This window comes from Microbulbifer variabilis, assembly GCF_052468405.1.
The window spans coordinates 2,046,497-2,068,054 of the sequence record NZ_CP174343.1 but is presented as its reverse complement, the minus strand read 5'-3'; the positions used below and the strand labels follow the sequence as shown (position 1 = coordinate 2,068,054).

Genomic DNA, 21,558 nt, shown 5'->3' with positions numbered 1-21,558 from the left:
CGCAAGGTTAATCCCTGCGCAGCTCGTCTTTGATTGCGATGGGATTGGGAAAATTCATCACCACGATATAAGAGGAAACCAGGAAGGTAATAATTGCCGTAGCTTGAATTAAGTGAGAGGCAGCGCTGCCGATTAGGTTCTGGCTATAGGCAAGTAAGGCGATGAGTAGGGAAAACTCGCTGATTTGCCCCAGGCGGAAGCCAATATCCCAGGCCAGAACTTTAAGCTCGCTCTGGTTGCCCAGCAAATAGCGGAAAATCACCGGTTTTGCCAATAAAACTACCGTAGCAGTGACTATTGCCGGCACCAGGATTTCCGGCAGCATGGCCAGTTTGAATTGAGCCCCAAGGCTGAAGAAGAATAGGATTAGAAAGAAGTCCCGTAATGGTTTCAGGTTTAGGGCGATATATTGGGAAATCCGGCTGGCAGCAAGAGTAATACCGGCAATAAAGGCACCAATTTCTCGCGATAACCCTAGTGACTCCCCCAGCTCAGCCATCCCCATGCACCAGCCCAGGGCCATCAGGAAAATATACTCGTGGAATCGATCGAAACGGCTGAACAGCGGTAGTAAAAGATATTTCACAACTACCCAGGCGAATAGCACCATCAGAGGCAGTGAGCCAAAAGAGAGTGCAATTTGTCCCAGATGCATATCCCCGGTGCTGTCGCTGAGCAGGATCATTAAGCAGACGATGGCGACAAAATCCTGGAAAAGTAGCAGCCCCACCATCAACTCACCCAAGTGTTTATGGTGCAGTACTGTTGTGGGCAGTAGCTTGATACCGATAATGGTGCTGGAAAACATCAGGGCCATGCCGATTACCCAGCTCTCTGTGGTGGTAAAACCAAATAGCTCACCGATACAAAAGCCCAGTCCGAGAAAGATTGCGCAACTCACAATTCCAACGAAGGTAGCTTTTCGCAGTACTGAGATCAGGGCCTGCGGCTGCATGTCTAATCCAAGCAGGAACAGCAAAAATATAATGCCCACACTGGACATGTCAGAAAGCAGACGCAGGTTATCAATCACTGCAAGCCCGGATGGCCCGAGCAGTACACCCAGGGCGATATAGGCGACCAATAGCGGCTGGCGGCCGAAGAGAGCCAGGGTGGCGAATATCGCCGCGCCACTAAAAATTAGAAAGAAAGACTGGAAGAGAGAGCTGTCCGCCACATGTCATCCTTGCGAGTGAGCGAGATTCCATCATTATCCATAGTTGTGTGGACAGCCGGTAGTCTTCGCCGATTATCTCCCGTGTATTAATCCTTGTTTTCCGCAGGGATCGGCAGTTCAGTAGTGCTCTTAATCTGCTCCAGGGCAAAGTTCGAAATAATATCACTGATACCTACACGCCTGATCAGCTCCTTATAGAAGCGGTCGTAAGCGGCGATATCACTGACGACTACCCTGAGCAGGTAATCGTAATCACCGGCCATTCGGTAGCAGTCTACCACCTCTGGCAGTTGGGCCACATGCTCGGCAAAAGCATCCGCCCACTCCGGTGTGTGCTGGTCAGTCTTTACCTGGGCGAATACCGAGACAGGTAGGCCCAGGATCTCCGCATTCAACAATGCAACTTTGCGGCGGATAATGCCGCTTTTCTCCAGCTTTTGCACCCGGCGCCAGCAGGGGGTTTTGGTTAGACCAACACGCTCCGCCAGCTCCTCAATTGAAAGGCTGACGTCGGATTGGAGGATAGCAAGAAGTTGTCTATCAATCGCGTCAAGTGAGGACATAGTGCTACAGCGCTCCCAAAACTACGGGGTTCTGTGTCCTTGCACGCATTTTTAAAGCCGTCCGCTGGCATGCCGCCCCGAATGTTAGTTTGGCGTTCCGGGTGTAGGCAGAGCTGAAAGGTAGTTGGCCTCCCACTACACAACCTGCTGTAACGATAGGCTCAGGCCGATTGTGCCGGTAGTGGAATTTTCCCCAAGTGCAATGTTTATGAGAGTAGTTTGAGTAAATTTTCCATATGCAGGAAATAACGGGGCGGGGAGGGCTTTACCGGGCTGCAGTTTACAGCCCGGTAAAGTAGTGCTTAGGCGGCGTCTTTTGGCGGGAAGCGTGGTTCGAACAGGCCAAGCTCTATGGCTTCGCGTACCTTGGACATCAGGTCAATTTCTGTGAGGTCCTGTAACTGTTGCAAGCCATCCAGTACGTAATAAATCGGCTGTACGATGTCGATCCGGTAAGGTGTACGCAGGGCATCAATCGCAGAGAAGTCGTAACGCTCTGGTTGATTACTCATTGCGTACAGTGTTTCTTTTGGGGAGGACAGGATGCCGCCACCGTAAATCCGCAGGCCATCTTTGGTATTGAGTAGTCCAAATTCTACGGTGAACCAATAGAGACGGGCTAAGTACGCGCGCTCTTTGGGAGTGGCTTGTAGCCCAAGCTGCCCGTATTTCTCAGTGAAATTGGCGAATGCGGGATTGGTGAGCATGGCGCAGTGGCCGAAAATCTCATGGAAGATATCCGGCTCCTGCAGGTAGTCAAACTCCTCCGGAGTGCGAATAAAGGTAGCTACCGGGAATTTGCGGTCGGCGAGCAGACCGAAGAATGTTTCAAAACCGATCAGAGCGGGAACCCGAGCCACTTCCCAGCCAGTTTCACGGCGTAAAACGCTGGAAACTTCCTCCAGTTGGGGGATGCGATCGCGGGGAAGATCCAGGAGGTCCAGGCCGTGCATATATTCATCGCAAGCGCGACCGGGCAGTACTTCCAACTGGCGCTCTATCAGGCGCTGCCATGTCTGGTGTTCCAGATCCGTATATTCGATAAAACCCTGCTCATTGGGTTCGCGTGCTACGTACTTGGTGCCCTTCTTGGCTGCTTCTTTTTTCATGCGCTCGTCTCCTGCGGTCCACCAGTCCCCAATAAGTACCGGGTAAGCCTGGCCCTGCCGCTGAACCTTGTTGTTATGTCTCTCCTCTATTTTTAGTCAGGCAGATGCCTGGAGGGGAGAGTGGAGAGGGCTGTATTGCGCCGCTTGTGGCAGTCAATTTACACTTCTTGTAAAGTTATCTTTACAGGTGGACCGGTGAGGATTGAAATAACTTGTGCTAATCGAGTCGGCATTTTGCATGAAATTATGCAAATATTCGGCGAATATCGTATAAACGTTACCTCTGGGGAGCTCGGTGGTGATAGTGGCGACAAGGTATATCTGCTCGCGCCGGGGATGCTTGGCACTCAGTACCAGACCATAGAGAAGTCCCTCTACAGGGTTCCAGGGGTGCAGAGAGTTCGCCGCATCTCACTGCTGCCATTAGAAAGGCGTTATTTTGAGCTTGATACACTGCTTCAACATGTGACCGACCCGGTTTTGAGTGTGGACCGTGAGGGCAGGGTGGTGGCTGCAAATCTGGCAGCGGCACGAGCTTTCGGCGTAAGCCTGGATAAGGTGCCGGGTTTGCAGTTACAGCGCTTTCTTCCATTAATGCAGGTGGCAGAGCTGCTGAGGGATTTTGCCGTTCCCCGCTTTGGTCTGCCAGTAGTGGTGCGTGGGCAAAATTTTCGAGTGGACTGGTCGCCTTTAGCGTTGGATAGTCCCAGTGATGTAGATTCCCTCGCGGGGGCAGTATTGCGCATGCAATCCTGGGATAGGAGTGTGTTTAATGCTGAGCTGCCCAGGCCTGTGGCCTTATGGGATTTCGACCTGCGCAGAGACAGTTGCCTGCAGTTGCAAGATATTGCTGAGCTGGCCTCCCCGTTATTGATCACCGGCGAGCGGGGTACTGGCAAGAGCACTTTTGCGGGTGCGGTACATTACCTCTCCCCAGCTGCTGCCCGAGCAGATTGCTACCGGGTTGTCCCCCAAGAAGGCCGGATGGAAGTCCCGTTGCACTTACGTTCCAGTGGAACTCTGATCCTTGAGGATCTTCATCGTTTGAGCAGTGAGGCACAAGTTTTACTCTTGCGCCGTTTGCGCTCTCTGCCTCCTTCCATTCGGTTGGTGGCCACCTGTTGTACCCCTAAAACCCTGCATCCTGCCCTGGCTCAATTATTCTCTTCGCTTTCTATAACTTTGCCGCCACTACGTAATATGCGCCCCGCCATCTCACGTTTTGCCAAGACACTGCTGCGACAGGAGTGCCCGGACGAGGCGGACTTGGCTTTGGATCAAGAAGTCGAGAACTTGATTTGCCGCCACGACTGGCCGGATAACTTCAACGGATTACGTGATTACTTTGTGGCTGCTGCTGGGAATTGCCGGAGGCACGGTATGGACAGCATCGCCTTGCAGCATTTGCCGGATTTGACCGTGCAAGCCCAGTTGCCTTGGAAAGACTGGGGGCGAGGACTCAGCTATAAGGAAATGATGGAGCACATGGAGCGAGCATTGCTCAGAGAGCTGATTGCCGGGCGTCCTTCAACACGAGGGCTTGCCAAAGAACTGGGAATCTCCCACACCGCTGTAGCCAACAAGCTGCGTAAATATGGCTTGTCGGCGGACAAAAAATAAGCGTAGGTCAGCGCTCAATACGGCCCAGGAGCATGTCCTTAAACATCACAAAGTCTCCCAAAAAGCTGTAAAAGGGATACTTAAAAGTGGCCGGACGGTTGTGCTCAAAAAAGAAATGTCCGATCCAGGCAAATCCATAACCTGCAATGGGGGTAGCCGCGAACCACATAGGGTTAGCGGAAATGATTGCTGCAATCACGGTTGCAAAAACCAGGGTGGTGCCCAGGAAGTGAAGCCTTCTGCAAGTGAGATTGCTATGTTCTTGTAAGTAGAAAGGATAAAAGTCGCGAAAAGATTCAAATTTTTGGGCTTCTATAGCGGCCATGCTGCGCCTCCTTATTTTTATTGCGCACCTCAGTGTACGGCGAATTTTGCCAGCTTCCAAGTTGGGCGTGGGCGTTAAATATCTGTTAGGCTGCCGCAAAAATTTTTCCGGTTTATTCCCTGTATTAGCGAAACGAGGAAGTTATGGCAGGTCCGCTCGCGCATTTAAAGGTACTTGATCTCAGTCGGATTCTTGCTGGGCCCTGGGCGGGGCAGGTTTTCGCCGATTTTGGCGCAGAAGTGATCAAGGTGGAGCGCCCTGAACGAGGGGATGATACCCGTCACTGGGGCCCTCCCTACCTGAAAGATGGGCAGGGTAATGATACTGCCGATGCGGCTTACTACCTGAGCGCCAATCGTGGCAAAAAATCCGTCACAGTGGATATCACCACGGAAGAGGGCCAGGAGCTGATTAAGCAAATGGCAGCACGTTGCGATATTCTGCTGGAAAACTACAAAGTTGGCGGACTTAAAAAGTACGGTCTGGATTATGAATCCATCAAGGTAATTAACCCTGGTGTCATTTATTGCTCCATCACCGGCTTCGGCCAGACTGGCCCCTACAAGAATCGTGCTGGTTATGATGCCATGATCCAGGGTATGGGTGGCCTGATGAGCATTACCGGGGTGCCGGAAGGCCAGCCCGGTGCCGGCCCGCAAAAAGTGGGGGTGGCGGTTGCCGACCTGATGACTGGTATGTATGCCGTGTCCTCCGTGCTAGCGGCGGTGGTGCATCGCCAACAGACCGGAGTGGGACAGCATATCGATTTGGCCTTATTGGATACCCAGGTGGCCTGGCTTGCCAATCAAGCGCAAAACTATCTCACCTCTGGTAAAAGCCCGGAGCGGCAGGGCACTGGCCACCCCAATATCGTGCCTTACCAAGCAGTACCCTCAAAAGACGGCTATTTTATGTTGGCGGTAGGCAACGACGATCAGTTCAAACGCTTCTGTACGATCGCTGGCATTGACCAGCTAGCAGATAATCCTGCCTATGCCACCAACTCTGCGCGAGTGATTGCCCGCGAGGAACTGATACCGCAAATAGAGGAGGCGACTCGCCAGCAAAGCTCTGCCTGGTGGCTCGAAAAACTCAGCGATGATCATGTACCTTGTGGACCGATTAATACATTGGAAGAGGTCTTTACCGACCCCCAGGTTCAGGCCCGTGGCATGGTGATTGAGCAGGATCACCCGGAAGCCGGTAAGGTAAAAACCGTGCGTAACCCGGTTATCTTTTCTGAGACTGCCCTCGACTATCGGCAAGCCCCCCCCGTATTGGGTGAGCATACTGAAGGAGTTCTGAGGGACTTCTTAGGTAAAGACGAAGACCAGATTGGTGCTCTGCGCCAAAAAGGGATTGTGTAGAGCCTCCTAATCGGCCGGTAGTACACCCTTCGGAATTGGGGCTCGCATAGCAAAGCGGTGCATTTTTGCGCCGCTTTTCAGTCAGCTGGTTAATACAGGGAAGCGTTATGCAATTGGATCACTTCAACATTACCGCACCTATGGAGCAATTGATCCGCGTGCGGGATTTCTATACCGAGGTTCTCGGTCTGATCGAGGGTGAGCGCCCGAACTTCAATCGTAAGGGGTTTTGGTTATATGGGAATGGGAAACCTATTCTCCATTTGATTGAGGGAGAGGTTGCTAGTGAACAACCGGCTAAGCCGCATCTTGATCATGTAGCTTTCCATACGGATGATCTTCAACCTATTAAGGCCAGGTTGGACTCTTTGGGAGTCGACAGTAAGCAAATGGATATCCCGGGGCGAGATATGCGGCAGCTGGTGTTTTTTGATCCGGTGGGAATTAAGATTGAGGTGAATGCAAGAATATAGATCGAGGGTAAATAGGTAGTTGATAGGAGCGGGATGAAGGCTGTTTTCTCAACTAGTCGATAATTTCCTATTTTAGTTATCTTGGTGGCTTTTACAGAAGATTTTTTCCGATTATATTTAATGCTATTGCGCTTCAGTCTTATTCTATCCTTAGAGTTCTTCACAAATTCCAATAGTTTTCGGGGACATCTAAAACTCTCCTTAGAATTTATCATTTTTTAGCAGCAATATAACTGGCAGGATGATATCCCATATCGATCAATGGGTATGCTCTAGTCGGGCGCTCCATTTTAAAGTTTTGGATAATCCGGTTTTTATTTTGAGATTATTTTCTTTGATTGTAATAGCCTAAATGATATTAATGATAAGGATTTTACTCAATATGAACTTGGATTATGAACGTTAAATATTTTTTTTGATAAAAAATACAGCGCTCGTAAGCCATATTTTTTTCTGATAACTTTACGGAAAAAAGAGGTTTGTTTGTTAGACAAAGTATAGATTTATATAGCTTGGAAGCAGAAAGTATGACTCTTTTAATGTAGCTTATTGCCAAGCTGAATTATACTGGGGTTTTGGGTCTACTGGAATTGGGGGCTAACTCAAACCGTTGGGCAGAAGGGGAAGCGTTTTAAAGCTAGCAGCTGTTCTCGTGGAAATTGGATTTGCTTTCAGCTAATTCAGAAATGAGCTGGCGGTATCGGGTATATAAAATGAACATAATTTATGCCTGATAGCCGGCTACAAGAATAGTTTTCCGTGATGGCGAGCTCCTCATTCGCCTATTTCCCCCTTCCTCTGTACTATACCCGCGTTAAAACAGTATGCAGCGTGACTAAGGTCCAAGATTTAGTTCCCGCTGTCAGGACTTATAAGGAAAATAACGATGAAGCGTATTCCTGAACCATTCCGCATCAAGATGGTTGAGCCGATCAAAATGACAACCTTGGCCGACCGGGAAGAGGCTTTGGCGGAAGCTGGTTTGAACCCCTTCTTATTACGTAGTGATGATGTGTACATCGATCTGCTGACTGACTCCGGTACAGGCGCCATGAGCGATAACCAGTGGGCAGGCTTGATGTTGGGTGACGAATCTTATGCAGGTAGCCGCAACTATTACAATCTGTGTAAAGCGGTTGAACATTTTTTTGGTTATAAATTAACCGTTCCCGCACATCAGGGGCGTGGTGCTGAGCAAATCCTGTTCCCTGCGTTGATCGAGCGTATGCGCCAAGTGCGTGGCGGCACTACGCCGGTTTTTATTTCCAACTATCACTTTGACACAACTGCTGGTCACATTGAGCTGAATGGTGGTAAAGCGATCAATGTGGTGGATGAGCGGGCCTTTGATACCACTACTGCCTATGACTGGAAAGGAAATTTCAACCTGGAAAAGTTGGTTGAAACGATTGAAGAGCATGGGCCGAACAATATTTGTGCAATTATCACTACGGTAACTTGTAACAGTTCTGGTGGGCAGCCGGTTTCCATGGCGAATATGCGCGCAGTCTATGAGATAGCCACAAAATACGATATCCCTGTGGTGATTGACTCCGCTCGTTATTGTGAGAATGCCTACTTTATCAAGCAGCGGGAAGAGGGCTACCAGAATAAGTCGATCCTGGAAATTATTCGCGAGATGTATCAGTACGGCGATATGCTGACTATGTCTGCTAAAAAAGATCCAATGGTTAATATCGGAGGTCTGTGCTGTATTCGCGATCATGAAGAGCTGTTCCAGGCCGTACGCACACGCTGTGTACCTATGGAAGGCTTTGTTACCTATGGTGGTATGGCCGGGCGGGATATGGAGGCTTTGGCCCGAGGTCTTTATGAGGCAGCTGATGAGAGCTTCCTACACTACCGTATTAGCCAGGTGGCGTATCTCGGTGAGCGTTTGCGAGAGGGTGGAGTGCCTATCCAGTACCCGACAGGTGGCCATGCAGTGTTTGTTGATGCTGCCAAAATTCTGCCACATATTCCGCCGGAGCAATTTCCTGCTCAGGTTTTAACTAATGCACTGTACTTGGAGGCGGGTATTCGCGCGGTGGAGATTGGTTCTTTACTGTTGGGGCGTGATCCGGAAACAGGTGAGCAGAAGAAGGCGGATTTGGAATTAATGCGCTTAACCATTCCGCGCCGTGTGTATACCAATGATCATATGGATTATATCGCTGATGCCATTATTGAGTTGCAAAATCGAGCCCATGAATTGAAGGGTTTGACCTTTGAGTATGAGCCGCCGGTTTTACGACATTTCACGGCGAGATTTAAATCTCTCTGATATATGGCTTGTGCTCAGCAGGGGATAGGACCTTGTTGCCTTTATTAAGCCTCTCCCCTCTAAAAAGGCCCCTTGTGGGCCTTTTTTCTTTTCTTACAAAATCGCTTAGATCTTCATAGTGCCGCGAGATATCGTGGCCAACGCTCTCAAGCCTGCAAAAGGGCGACTGACCAAAAAAGGGAAGCAAGCCTAGTGTGCCACCCAAAGGGTTAATTGCCTTGTGCAGCCCAAAAATATGACTATTAGGTCGATTTTTTAGCTTGTTCTTATTTGAGGTCTGTTATTTAATTAATCAAGTGATTAATTAATTGGTTATTTAAGGTGAGTGAATCCATATCCAGCCGTGGCCGCGGACGGCCCAGGGATCCGGAACGTGAAATGCAGGTGCGCGAGGCCTTGATACAGTCTGCCTATGTGCTCCTGCGTGAGAAGGCCTTTCGCGATATTTCTATCCGCGAGATTGCCAAAGGGGCAGGGGTGAATTCCGCAATGATCAGCTACCACTTTGGCGGCAAGGAAGGGTTGATTATTGAGGTAATGCGAAGCCAATTCCTGCAGTACGGCCCTGCATTCCTTAATGTGGGGCTGGATGGAAAAGAACCTTCCTTAGATATGCTGAAGGAGGCGATGGCCAGAATGATTCGCCTTTACACTCGTGAGCCCTGGATTCCCAGGCTTATTGTTGACGAAGTGGCGTCTAAACCGGGCCGTATGCGTGACTTGTTTGCAGATAGGCTGGCATCCCAGCTGGGGCCCAAGCTTCGTGAATTACTGGGTGTGCTCAAGACAGCCGGTTGTCTGCGTCAAGATCTCGATATCAACTTGATGCCCATTTCTTTTATCAGCCTGATTGCATTCCCGTTTATAGCGGGAGACCCCCTGAAGAAAGTGTTCGCCTTTATGGTAGATGGGGATAACAGCGAGAAGTGGGTTGATCACACAGTACAGATGTTGCTCCACGGAGTAGCAAATACTTCTATAGCTGAACAGCAGGAGACAGGCGGTGAGAATTAAAGCCCAACTGGAAAAACAGATGAGCCGTCGCCTGGCACTACCTGCGCTGATTACCATTGGTATGTTTTTGGCTGCAGCGGTGGTGATGAGCAAGCGCCCACCGAAACACGATGGGATAGAAGCACTGATAACGCCGGTTAAGGTGGTGGAGGTGCAGGAACAGCAGTTGCGAGCTAAGGCTGTCGCTTACGGCGAGGTAAAGCCCAGTACATTTCTGGAGGCGAATGCTGAAATTAGCGGTCGGGTAGTTTACATAGCCCCAGAATTGGAGCGCGGAAATATTATTCCTGCGGGTACTTTGGTTCTGAAGATTGATGACACCAGTTATCAGTTGGCCCTGGCCCAGGCTGAGAGTGATCTGGCGGCTAACCGGGCTAATTTACAGGAGTTAGATGTAGAAGAAGCCAATAGTCAGCGCTCTCTGGATATTGCCGAGCGTGCGCTAAAGCTGGGTGAAAAAGAACTGGCGCGCAAGCGGAGGCTGGTAGCCAAGGGCACTGTCTCCCGCTCCACAGTAGATCTTGAAGAGCAAAACATGCTGCGCCTACGCCAGGAAGTGCAGAACCAGACCAGTCAGCTGTCACTCTTTCCCACGCGCCGCAAAGTAATCGAAGCCCAGATAGCACGCTCTGAGGCCCAGGTGCGTGATAGTAAGTACAACCTGGGACGAACCCAAGTGACCCTGCCTTTCGATGCACGTATTGGAGACGTCCATGTGGAGGAAAATCAGTATGTAGCCGGTAACGCGCGCTTGTTTGACGCCAGTGGCCTTGCGCAGGTGGAGATTGCCGCAGAGCTTCCTATGGTTCATGTGGCCCCACTGTTGCGAAACCTCAGGCCGGGAGAAGGCAGTGCTCCAACGCCGGATGATCTGCCCAAAATGCTGCTGGGCTTAGAGGCCCGCATCACCCTGGTCGGTGGCCCAGGGGAAAACGAGTGGCAGGGCAGGGTTGTTCGATTGGGCGGAACTCTTGACAGTACCAGTCGTACCCTTTCCGTTGTTGTTGCAGTTGACGATCCCTATGGCGAAGCCCTTGCGGGTGAAAAACCACCGCTATTTCGCGGTATGTATGCCCGCGTAGAGTTGCTTGCTCCTGCTGCGTCGGCACTGGCTATTCCTCGTCGGGCATTGCACGAGGGTAGGGTGTACCTGGTTGAAAATGGCCAATTGCGCGTTCGTCCTGTGCAGGTGGATTATCATCAGGGAGATACCTCAGTGATTCGTGCCGGTTTGAACCCCGGTGAGCAGGTAATTGTCACCGATGTAATTCCGGCGATTAATGGCATGGCGGTTTCTGTAGCCGGCGGTCAGCAGCCAGTGGCGCTGAGTCCAAGAGGTACGCAGCAGTGATTCGTTTTTTTGCCGGCCACCCTACTGCGGCCAACTTGCTGATGGTAGCGCTGATGTTGAGTGGCCTGTTTGTCCTGCCCAGTATGAAACGCGAAACCATGCCGGAAATCGATAAGTTTGAGGTGCAGGTTTCTGTTCCTTATGCCGGTGCTGCAGCTGCTGAGGTGGAAGATAGTATTTGTCTTCCATTGGAAGAGGCCACCGATGGGATTAGCTTTGTTGATGAGCGTTTGTGTGAAGCGAAAGGCAACCTAGGCCTGATGACCCTAAAAATGCAAGAAACTGGTGATATGAACCAGTTTCTTGCGGATGTTGAATCTGCGGTAGACGGCATCGACTCCCTGCCAGCAGAGAGCGAGCGCCCGGTAATTGAAGAGCTGGGGCGTACTCAAGGGGTTGTCAGTATTGCTATTAGTGCTGACTTGCCATTGCCGCAACTGAACCAGATGGCAGAGCACTACCGCCGTGAATTACTGCGTGACCCCGCTATACCGATCGTCCGAATCTCGGGTTTCTCGGACCACCAACTACAGATCGAAATCTCTGATTACAACCTGCGCCAGTACGGGCTCAGTGTGATGGAACTGGCCAATATTATCGATCAGCAAGCGGTCGATATGCCAGCCGGCAAAGTATCTACACCGGATCGTGAATATCAGGTGCGCTTTACTGAAGAACGCCGCACTGTGGAAGAGCTGGAAAACCTGGTTGTTATTAAAGGTGATGATAGAGCTGAAGTGCGTCTCGGTGATATTGCGAAAATTTATGATGATTTTGAATTGGCGGAAGACAAGATTACTTTCGATGGCCACCGCGCAGCATTGCTCAATGTTGAAAAGAACAGCGTAGATGACAGCCTGCGCGTACTGGAAGCCGTAAGCACTTTTGTTGATCGCGAAAATGAAAAGTTGCCAGAGGGTATGAAGATGACCCTCACCCAAGATAGTGCTTCCATCGTCGCAGATCGCCTGCAAATGATCATCTCTAATGCCTGGCAGGGCCTGATCCTGGTGGCTCTCGCCTTGTATCTTTTCTTTAGTGGCCGCTATGTATTTTGGGTGGTGATGGGGTTACCGGTATCTTTCCTCGGCTCTTTTGCGCTGATTACTGCCATGGGTGTGTCCATTAATATGATCAGCCTGGTAGGTTTACTGATTGCCATCGGTATTTTGATGGATGATGCCATCGTGCTCTCGGAAAGCATCGCTAGTGAACACCGCGATGGTCTTTCTCCGCTCGAAGCAGTTGTCAATGGTACCAAGCGTGTAGCTCGCGGGGTGTTGTCCTCCTTCGCTACTACTGTGATGGTATTTGGTGGGCTGATTTTTATTAAGGGAGATATGGGGCAGGTGCTTAAGGTACTGCCGATTGTCCTGATTTCTGTTCTGCTTGTGAGCTTGGTGGAAGCCTTCTTAATTTTACCGGCGCACCTGCGCCATGCACTCGATCAAGAAAGCCGTACGCCAGCCTGGAAACAGGCTTTCGCTCAGCGCTTTGAAGGCTGGCGTGAGAGCATGGGCCGCGCGGCAGACTGGGCTGTTAAATATCGCTACGCCTTTGTTGGGGGTGTGCTGGGCCTGTTCTTTTTAACGGTGAGCTTGCTGCCTGCGGGGGTTGTAAAGTTTCAGGGGTTTCCAACTCTTGAGGGGGATCTTTTACAGGCCCGTATTCTGATGCCCCAGGGGACTTCTCTGGTAGATATGGAAAGCCTGGTTGATCGGCAGTTAGATGCTTTAGACCGGGTTGCCAATGAACTTTCTGGAAATGAAAGCGCACCCCTTGTAAATCATACCAGCGTAACCTTCGGCGTAAATGGAGATGCTTTTGAAACTGGGCCTCATGTGGCCACTATTAATGTGGACCTACTTGCAGCAGAGGGGCGCAATACCAGTATGGATGAATTGCGCCACGCCTGGCGAGAGGCTGCTGGTGAAACACCGGGAGCCATCGCCATACTTTACAAAGAGCCCGCTCTCGGTCCCGCAGGTCGTGCCATCCACTTGCGCCTTGCCGGGCTGGAACTGGATCAACTGAAAGCAGCCTCTATCCGTCTGCAAAACTGGCTGCGCGGATACGACGGAGTGGTGAATGTAGTGGATGACTTGCGCCCAGGGAAGCCGCAATTAACTGTAAAAATGCGTGAAGGTGCATACGCTTCCGGGTTAGATGCCAGCAATGTTGCGAACCAGCTACGTGCCGCTTACCAGGGTATGGAGATCGATGAAGTTCAATACCTTGGGGAAACCTATGAGATTCAAGTGCGTATGGATGCGGATTCCCGTGGAGCTCTTAGTCGCTTCGATGAACTGGTAATTATTCACCCGGTTACCAAGCAGCGGGTCCCTTTGATAGCCGTTGCAGATATTGAAATGAATCGGGATTATGCGCGCATTCAGCGCGTAGATGGTGAACGTGTTGTGAGCGTGTACGCTGATGTTTTCACCGAGAAGGCTAACGCAGGGCAGGTACTTGGGGATACCAAGCAAAAATTTCTGGAAGAGCTCACGGAAGAGTTCCCCGGTCTGCGTGTGGATATGCAGGGGGAGTTGAAGAACAGTGAAGTAACCGGTAAATCCATAGGGCGCGCACTCCTGATAGGTGCTATTGGCATATACCTGATTTTGTCTTTGCAATTCCGCAGCTATGTGGAGCCCTTTATCGTATTGGTTGCGATTCCGTTGGCGCTGATCGGCGTAATCTGGGGGCACCTGCTAATGGGGCAGAATATGTCTATGCCCAGCATGATGGGATTTGTTTCCCTTGCTGGCATAGTGGTGAATGATTCCATCTTGTTGGTGGAATTTGTAAAACGGCGAGTACGTGAGGGTATGGCCGTGCACAGTGCTGCAAGCCAGGCCAGTCGCGACCGCTTCCGGGCAATCTTCCTAACCTCGCTTACAACTATTGCTGGCCTCTTACCCCTGCTGTTTGAAACGAGCTTACAGGCCCAGGTGTTAGTGCCTCTGGTAACCAGTATTGTATTTGGTATCAGCAGCTCAACCATTTTAATATTGCTGGTGCTTCCAGCACTGTATGGGATACTGGAAGACTTTGGGTTTACTGAGCCACAAGAAGAGGAAGAAAAAGCAGATTCGTCTCATAAGGGAACAGTTGTAGTGGCATAGTGACTATATGCTTAAGTATAGTTAGTGGTTTCCAGGTGCTTTATATCTGCAGATAGCCGCGTGAGAGATCATTTGGCTTTTTTATAGGGCTTTGCGTGCAATAAGTGTCATGAACTCAAAGAATAAATTGAGGCGCCCTTTGAATTGTCAGATAAAGTTGAAATGAACGGTAGGCATTTAGAATGTTAACAGATTGATTATTTATCTATCAGTAAATGCCGTGCCAGTGAAATTGAATAAAGTGATTGCCCGAAATTGGCCTTCACTAGAAAATATGTACAGTGATTAGTTCTTTGAACTGGTAATGCCTATCAAAATAGTAACAATTGGATAACTGAAAATTCTTGATGCGATTTTTTCAAAGCCACAGATTCTTGTTTTTACTTGTTTAGGAAAATGAATAACTTAACTTTATTTTTGGTTTTAAGCTTCTTAGTTGGAGAAGTAGGGGCTTCCACGCTTCCCTCGAGTGAGCGATCTGAAGCTGCTACTAAGAGTGTAAAGAGTAGGCTCATGAGTGAGCTGACTGCACAAAATTTGGAGTATGGCGCCCCGATTTTCATCAGGATTTTCAAAGGGTCAAGCACTTTGGAGCTTTGGATGGAGTCTAATGATGGAAGGTTCAAGCTATTCAAAGAGTATGAGATATGTGCCTACTCCGGAGATTTGGGGCCAAAAGAACAGGAGGGGGATCTACAAAGCCCTGAAGGGTTTTACTTTGTTAACGCAGGTCGCTTAAATCCTTGGAGTCAATTCCACCTGTCATTTAACTTAGGCTACCCGAATAAATATAACCGTATGCAGGGTAGGACAGGCAGCGCTTTAATGGTTCATGGTGATTGCGTTTCTATTGGTTGTTATGCCATGACAGATACTAATATTAATGAAATATATACATTGGCAACAGAAGCTCTCAAAGGGGGGCAGCCGTTCTTCAGGGTGCATGCTTTTCCGTTCAAATTGACAGATGAAAATTTAGATAAGTATCGGGATCATAGGTGGTATGAATTTTGGAGAAATTTGCAAGGTGGTTATAAGTACTTCCTGGTTCATGGCAGGCCACCAAATGTTGAGGTGGAGAAAGGTAAATATGTTTTTGGGGTATAATTTGGGTTTGTGGATTCAAGTAAGATGCAAACTCAAGCACTCACTAAACAAGCTATAGGCCTTTTACTTCCAAAGTAGTGGGTATAGACGGATATTCGTTACTGGGAAGGTGGAGTGCAAGCTGTTGTTGCAGAGAGGAAGTTAAATAGAGCTATAGCAGTGCTTTCCTTGTTAAAAAAACTGCATTAGATCCCTCTTCCTTTGTAAGGCGTGTTTCAGCTGAATTCCTATCAGGGGCTTTGATAAGTTAGGACAAGTGGGACGGAGATTAGCTGAGCATTTTGCTAGTGATAAGTTAGATTCCGTATCTGAGAGGGGCAAATTTGCACTTGGGCAATTGGATCAGGTGCGCTCTGATGATGACTCTTGATAAACGTAGGGCTCGGCGGGAACAGTCTGGAGCAATTAAACACGCTGGCGCGTGATAGATGATTAAGCTTAGAGGTTTGAGCGAAGCGGACGAAGCAATGCTAGTCCAATACTTGAATGTCAATAACGGTTAAATATCTATCATCCAAAATACCTCAACCCTATATACTTAAAGATACTGAATGGTGGGTACGTACCGGAAGTAAAGAAATTGGGGTTGTAAAAGTTATTGAGTTTGAAGGAATTTTTTGCGGGGTAATTATTGCTAATAGTCAAGCTGATGAGCATGTTCACTCTGCATAAATGGGGTGCTGGATTGCTCGTGATTTCTGGGGAAAGGGAATTGGATCTACAGCCCTTGATAAATTTATTAATTATATCTTTTCAAAGGGACCCATCGTTGGGCTGTTTGCTTCAGTAGCACCTGAAAATAGAGCGTCGATAAGAGTTTTGGAAAAATCTGGTTAGGAATTAGAAGGCGTTTTTAAAAAGGCTATCTTTAAATATGGGAAGTACACAGATGAATTCCGATATGCAAAAATAAAATTCTAACGGCAGGTTTAAACCATGGTTACCCTAGGGGCGGTAGGTATCCCGATTCCTCTCCATTGGGGTTAGTTCTAAAAACCGTGAAGCGGAGTTAATCAGATTGTTTTGTATCGCCTTTATGAATGCTTATGCATAGCTGCTCTTTTTAGCCTGTTACTTCTCTTTTGCACTACTCCTTTTAGTCGCTGGGTCAGCGCCTCTAAATATTTTATGCGTAGTAACTTTTATTAAGAGTCCTCACTATTGCCTGCCTTTGGTTAAAAGTTAATCAAAGGCAGGCAGACATTTGTCATAACTTGAGATTTGACGCAGTGCGACACTTGTCGCATACTTACCTTCTGTGTAGCGAAAATACACCAAGTGTCGCGAGAATAAAATAAATGAAAGAAATTAAACCTTCCCCCACTGAGTTGGCTCTGCTGAAAGCGCTCTGGAAGCAAAGTCCCCTTAGTGCAAGAGAAATACATGAAAAGGTGAAATCTGAACTCCAATGGTCCTATTCATCCACCCGAAAAACGCTGGACAGAATGCGTGATAAATCACTTGTGATTCAGTCTGAGGTGCATGGTATTCAGGTCTATAAGGCGGCTCTCGATAAGGTTGAAACACTAGCTCACTATGCTACTGACTTTGCAACGCGGGTTCTTGAGCTGGATGGCCCTCTTCCTATAGCCATGTTTGCTAACAGTAAGCTAGTGGATGAAAAGGAACTGGAAGAACTGCAAGAAATGTTGAATAGCTGGCCAGATGCAGATTGAAGGCAAGAGGCGTGAAGTAATATGTTGGAATTAATATCCTCTTTGTCACCCTTTGCCTTCAATCTTCTGGTTGTATCTATATTTTCTTTTCTTTGGGCATGCCTCATATATATCGTTGTAAGGGGAATATCCTCTCTGGTTAGCACCAGGATTAAGATTGTTTACTACTGGCGTAGCTTCTGGATATGTACTTTATGCGTGATTAGCTTGCCATTCTTCCTTTCGCAATTGTTGGATATCTCACCAACAGGGTTGGTACCGGAAGTCAGTTATGAAGTCGCTCCACTCGATGTAAATCTTGGCCATCGTCTGGGAGCAAGCCCTTTATTGGAGGATGGAGCGCGAAAGTTAAGTGATATCGATATTTTGGCCAGCGGCTGGTTGATTTTTTATATTAGTGGAACATTACTGAGCCTATCATTGATGTTTCGAAGGCATTATCGGCTGCTTAGAGGCTTAGAGATAACGGCTAAAACAGTGATTAAGAAAAAAGTCATTGGTAGCCTATTAACTAGCGCGCAATATGAATACTTGTCTAAGAACAATGTACGAGTGATTGTTACAGAGGCTAAGTGCTCTCCATTTGTTTTCGGTCTTTTCAAGTTGAATCTCGTTTTGCCTAGTTACTTATTATCGATGGATGCAGGACAAAAGCAGCTAGTAATGGAGCATGAGCTAACACATATAAGAAGACATGACCCGATGTTGATTATGGCTGCTCATATATTGGGCTGTTTTTTATGGTTTATTCCATTTTTGAAGTGGTTTAAAGAACAATTGTCGTGGGCTATTGAGCTAAGTTGCGATCGAGAGGTTTTGAGGACCGCTGGTATGGGTTTAGGCAAAGTATACGCTCAAGCAATGCTTCGCACACTACAGGAGTGTTCGGGGCCAGATAATCGCAATGGTGTTGTGGCTTTCTCAATGTTTGATAAGACCAGCCAGTTATCCTTGATTAAAAAGAGAATGTTAAATATTAGAGATGCTGCTCAAGAGAGTGCTTCATCTAACAAGTTTAAAATGGGAGTTTTAAGGGTATCACTTATATTCTTTACAGTGTTTTTTACAGTTGTGGGGGCTATGGCAAAACCAAGCTTGTCGATAGTTAATCCTGAAGTAGAGAATTGGATAGTGCCAATTCAAAATGCTCGTATCAGTAGCCTATTTGGCGATTTAAATAAAGTTAGAAATAATTCACATCGAGGCACTGATTTTGCCGCGCCGCTCGGTACAGAGATAGTAGCTCCTGCTGGAGGAGTTGTTATCGTTTCAACTGATCACTATAGGCACAAAAATTATGGAAAGATTATTATCATTGATCATGGGCAAAACATCCAAACACTTTACTCACATTTAGATACTAGGGAAGTAAAGGTAGGACAAAGTATAAAAATGGGGCAGAAGATTGGAACAGTTGGTATTACTGGAAAAGTAACAGGCCCTCATCTTCACTTTGAGCTGATAAAACAAGGTGAGAGAGTAAATCCTGAATACTTACTGAAGTTGTGGTTTGGTTGATTTATGGCCGGGGTTCTAATGAGTAATGTCACATCCGGTTGGTTTTTTAGCTCCTGTAGTAAAACGATTCTTAAGTGTATCTCTATTTTGTTGGTGGTGATATCCCCGTTAACGGTGATGGAAGCAAAGGGTTTATCTCAGCATGAAGGTTTTTTTAAGATCAATAATGATATCTTGACAATTTTTTTCTCTTCAAAGCCCAGTCAAATGCCTTTGAGGCTAGGAAACGGGCCAATAGTAGGTGTAAATCAAGAGGGTTCTTCTGCCTTAGAGAGCATGGTTGTCAGGGTAAAAGAGGTATCTCTTTCAAAAAATCAAGGAGTGCTTTCGTTACTGGCTGAAAACTCAATAGGGAAAGAAGAATCTTTAATGATTGTAAAGCTCTTATCAGAGTACCTCGATATCAATGCAGTAGCGGTTGGGAAGAAGTTTCTATTGGCCTTCGATGAAGAGTCACGGTTTCAAAGCCTTAGTGTAAATTTAGCATTTGCTGAGAGTTTGGAAATAAAGAAAGATGGCCAAGAATTGATTTCTGTAAAACAACAAAATCCAACGACCTTACAAAATTACTATGTCGAGGGAGAGATCAGCGGTAGTTTATATAATACAGGACTAAACTTTGGTCTAAATAATGCGGTACTGGTTAAATTGAATGAAATATTGAGCTATGAAGTAGACTTTCAGCGCGAGATTAGATCTGGAGATAGCTTCTCTGTTTTTTATAGTACTCGTCGGGATGAGTTAAAGGGTGACGAAGTTTTTCAATCGATACATTTTGCAGAAGTGTCATTGTCGAATGACGTGATATCTCTTTATCGCTATCAGGATGGCGATTCAGGAGTGGTTGATTATTTCCACCCTGATGGGAAAAGTTCAAGAAGTTTCCTAATGAAAACCCCTCTAGAGAATGCTCAGTTATCCTCATATTTTGGTAGACGTAAGCATCCGGTACTGGGTTTTACCAGGATGCATAAAGGACTAGATTTTGGAGCGCCTCTAGGCACTCCTATACTGGCTGCAGGTGATGGTATTATTGAGAGGGCTTCATATTTTGGTAGTTTTGGTAACTATATTCGAATTGGTCATCAATCGGGAGTCCAAACCATTTATGCACACCTAAGAGGTTATGCCAAAGGTATAAAGGCAGGTGTGAGAGTAGAGCAGGGGCAGGTTATAGGCTATCTGGGCGCTACAGGTAGGGTTCAAGGGCGGCATTTGCATTACGAAATACATAAAAATGGTAGGCCAGTTGATCCTCTCAGATTAGATCTCCCAGCTTCTAATAATTTATCGGGGAGGGCTTTGGATCGTTTTTTTGAATATGTTAAAGCGGTAGATAAAGATTTGGATGTCCACAGAGCTGTAAAGTGATAATGGGTTGTAGCTCTTTGTAATATCCAGCTCCATGAGTTTAATGTGATTTCATCTCCAATGTCCTTATAGATTTCTTGTCTATGAAATTTCAGTGCTAATAGGGATTCAATATTGTGGGCAGAATACAAGCTTTCAGGAATATAGTTTTCGACTATTTAGGATATATAGAGGGGGTGGGGTTTGCGTAGGTTCACTTTTTTGTTAGCAATATTATTATCTTTTGATTTTGCCGTGGCAGAAGAACTTGTTGTTGAGACTTCTGGGGAATTTAATATAAAAGGCTCTGAAATTTTTACAGTTTATTCAAAGATTCTGGGGCGAAAATATGATTTATATATCAAAACCCCCGCAGGATATAATGATAAGGCTGCGGAAAAACTAAAGTATCCGGTTCTATATCTTAATGATGGGCCTTATGCCTTTAAAGTTGCTGCAGGTGTTACACACCTAAAAAGTATGAATAAGGCTATTTTGGTTGGTATCTCTTTTGCCCATGGAGAGAATGGGCAGTTTAGTCGAGTGCGTGACCTTACTCCTGTACTTGATGAGAGCTGGAAGCGCTATAGGACTGGAGGTGCTCCGGAGTACCTGAGATTTATCGAAGAAGAAGTGATACCGTTTGTTGAGGTAAATTATCGTGCAAATCCTGCGAAGAGAATTTTGGCTGGCCAATCTTTAGGCGGATCATTTGGCGTCTGGGTGCTGTTGAGCAAGCCGGAATTATTTTCCAGCTATGTCCTGACGAGTCCGTCACTTTGGTATAAGAATGAAATGATTTTTGATATTGAGGAAGAGTATTCAAAGAAGTATAAATCGTTAAATGCCAATGTTTACTTGGCTACCGGAGCTCTGGAAACCAAAGAAGATGGCCGAATGAGTAATGACATGGTGGATGGTCATAAGAGGTTTGTCGAGATTTTACGATCGCGAAAGTATACAGGCATATCTATCAACGATGAGATAGTAAGTGGAGCTGATCATTACTCGACCTTTCCCATTGGTTTGGCAAAAGGCCTCAGGTGGATTTATCAGGACCAATGGAACCTGCCTTAGCAGTTAAAAAGTATAACCTGAAGTGAGTCAATGAAGTTATGATTTGCTCTGATATGCGTTGAGTTACTTGTCTGTTTCTTGATCTAGTTGATTGTTCCTTGAGTGGTGATTTATCGTGCTTGAAGGTAATGTAACTACAATTTTTCAGTAAACCAAACTCTAGGCGCGCCAATGACCCCGGCCTTTTTTCTTGCCTTGTGGAGTTCACTGCTATTGACGAAAGCTTCGGCTTTTTCTTTTGAGGGGAACTCATGAATCACAGTAATATTATTGGGGTTACCTATCTCCTGATATATCGAGGTCTTGGTGGCCCCCATTTGATTCAGTATCGGTTTAAAATCTGTAAGTATTTCCTGCCATCTACTAAAATCCTCTACCTCGGCATGCATAAATAGATAGATCATTTTATGTCTCTCAGTTGG

The 21,558-nt window shown here is 47.2% G+C and carries 18 protein-coding genes; 13 read left to right on the top strand and 5 right to left on the bottom strand.

Annotated features, from left to right (window positions below):
* Positions 1 to 7: 7 nt before the first annotated feature.
* The 3 genes from ACJJJB_RS09375 to phhA form a co-directional block, all read right to left on the bottom strand.
* Positions 8 to 1,177: a cation:proton antiporter gene (locus ACJJJB_RS09375; protein ID WP_020413006.1), complete on the bottom strand. Its 1,170-nt coding sequence runs from the start codon at positions 1,175 to 1,177 to the stop codon at positions 8 to 10.
* 86 nt (positions 1,178 to 1,263) lie between these two features.
* Positions 1,264 to 1,740 carry an Lrp/AsnC family transcriptional regulator gene (locus tag ACJJJB_RS09370; protein WP_020413005.1) on the bottom strand — a complete coding sequence of 159 codons (477 nt, stop codon included), beginning with the start codon at positions 1,738 to 1,740 and terminating at the stop codon, positions 1,264 to 1,266.
* 302 nt (positions 1,741 to 2,042) lie between these two features.
* On the bottom strand, positions 2,043 to 2,849 hold the full coding sequence (gene phhA, locus ACJJJB_RS09365; RefSeq protein WP_353376297.1) for a phenylalanine 4-monooxygenase: 807 nt from the start codon (positions 2,847 to 2,849) through the stop codon (positions 2,043 to 2,045).
* Positions 2,850 to 3,044: 195 nt separating this feature from the next.
* Here phhA and ACJJJB_RS09360 point away from each other — a divergent pair, with 195 nt between their 5' ends.
* Positions 3,045 to 4,469, top strand: a complete 1,425-nt coding sequence (locus ACJJJB_RS09360) for a TyrR/PhhR family helix-turn-helix DNA-binding protein (RefSeq protein ID WP_444946679.1) — start codon at positions 3,045 to 3,047, stop codon at positions 4,467 to 4,469.
* A 7-nt stretch (positions 4,470 to 4,476) separates the two neighbouring features.
* On the opposite strand, the gene ACJJJB_RS09355 is transcribed toward ACJJJB_RS09360, so the two are convergent.
* On the bottom strand, positions 4,477 to 4,794 hold the full coding sequence (locus ACJJJB_RS09355; protein WP_353376295.1) for an Mpo1-like protein: 318 nt from the start codon (positions 4,792 to 4,794) through the stop codon (positions 4,477 to 4,479).
* Positions 4,795 to 4,937: 143 nt separating this feature from the next.
* Between ACJJJB_RS09355 and ACJJJB_RS09350 the strand changes: the two genes are divergently transcribed.
* From ACJJJB_RS09350 to ACJJJB_RS09295, 12 genes are all read left to right on the top strand, one after another.
* The gene (locus ACJJJB_RS09350; protein WP_445366118.1) at positions 4,938 to 6,161 is read left to right on the top strand and encodes a CaiB/BaiF CoA transferase family protein; all 1,224 of its coding nucleotides are present in this window, start codon (positions 4,938 to 4,940) and stop codon (positions 6,159 to 6,161) included.
* A gap of 107 nt (positions 6,162 to 6,268) precedes the next feature.
* Positions 6,269 to 6,634 (top strand): VOC family protein, encoded by a 366-nt coding sequence (locus ACJJJB_RS09345; RefSeq protein WP_444901506.1) that lies wholly within the window; start codon positions 6,269 to 6,271, stop codon positions 6,632 to 6,634.
* Between the two features lie 886 nt (positions 6,635 to 7,520).
* Positions 7,521 to 8,918 (top strand): tryptophanase, encoded by a 1,398-nt coding sequence (locus tag ACJJJB_RS09340; protein WP_020412999.1) that lies wholly within the window; start codon positions 7,521 to 7,523, stop codon positions 8,916 to 8,918.
* Positions 8,919 to 9,239: 321 nt separating this feature from the next.
* Entirely contained in the window at positions 9,240 to 9,932 is a 693-nt protein-coding gene (locus ACJJJB_RS09335; RefSeq protein WP_282953341.1) for a TetR/AcrR family transcriptional regulator, read from the top strand.
* Complete coding sequence (locus ACJJJB_RS09330) at positions 9,922 to 11,283, top strand: efflux RND transporter periplasmic adaptor subunit (protein WP_020412997.1); 1,362 nt, start codon at positions 9,922 to 9,924, stop codon at positions 11,281 to 11,283. Before ACJJJB_RS09335 ends, ACJJJB_RS09330 begins: the two co-directional genes overlap by 11 nt.
* Complete coding sequence (locus tag ACJJJB_RS09325) at positions 11,280 to 14,408, top strand: efflux RND transporter permease subunit (RefSeq protein WP_445366117.1); 3,129 nt, start codon at positions 11,280 to 11,282, stop codon at positions 14,406 to 14,408. The genes ACJJJB_RS09330 and ACJJJB_RS09325 overlap by 4 nt, the downstream gene beginning before the upstream one ends.
* A gap of 513 nt (positions 14,409 to 14,921) precedes the next feature.
* On the top strand, positions 14,922 to 15,515 hold the full coding sequence (locus ACJJJB_RS09320; RefSeq protein ID WP_445366116.1) for a L,D-transpeptidase family protein: 594 nt from the start codon (positions 14,922 to 14,924) through the stop codon (positions 15,513 to 15,515).
* A gap of 672 nt (positions 15,516 to 16,187) precedes the next feature.
* Positions 16,188 to 16,352, top strand: a complete 165-nt coding sequence (locus tag ACJJJB_RS09315; RefSeq protein ID WP_083922707.1) for a GNAT family N-acetyltransferase — start codon at positions 16,188 to 16,190, stop codon at positions 16,350 to 16,352.
* 461 nt (positions 16,353 to 16,813) lie between these two features.
* Entirely contained in the window at positions 16,814 to 17,191 is a 378-nt protein-coding gene (locus tag ACJJJB_RS09310; RefSeq protein WP_020412993.1) for a BlaI/MecI/CopY family transcriptional regulator, read from the top strand.
* A gap of 21 nt (positions 17,192 to 17,212) precedes the next feature.
* Positions 17,213 to 18,709: a peptidoglycan DD-metalloendopeptidase family protein gene (locus ACJJJB_RS09305; protein WP_445366115.1), complete on the top strand. Its 1,497-nt coding sequence runs from the start codon at positions 17,213 to 17,215 to the stop codon at positions 18,707 to 18,709.
* Positions 18,710 to 18,727: 18 nt separating this feature from the next.
* The gene (locus tag ACJJJB_RS09300) at positions 18,728 to 20,080 is read left to right on the top strand and encodes a M23 family metallopeptidase (protein ID WP_445366114.1); all 1,353 of its coding nucleotides are present in this window, start codon (positions 18,728 to 18,730) and stop codon (positions 20,078 to 20,080) included.
* Positions 20,081 to 20,263: 183 nt separating this feature from the next.
* Positions 20,264 to 21,136 (top strand): alpha/beta hydrolase, encoded by an 873-nt coding sequence (locus ACJJJB_RS09295; protein WP_282953347.1) that lies wholly within the window; start codon positions 20,264 to 20,266, stop codon positions 21,134 to 21,136.
* A gap of 134 nt (positions 21,137 to 21,270) precedes the next feature.
* Here the strand turns inward: ACJJJB_RS09295 and ACJJJB_RS09290 are convergent, their stop codons facing one another.
* Positions 21,271 to 21,540 (bottom strand): DUF1330 domain-containing protein, encoded by a 270-nt coding sequence (locus ACJJJB_RS09290; protein WP_445366113.1) that lies wholly within the window; start codon positions 21,538 to 21,540, stop codon positions 21,271 to 21,273.
* Between the last annotated feature and the right edge of the window lie 18 nt (positions 21,541 to 21,558).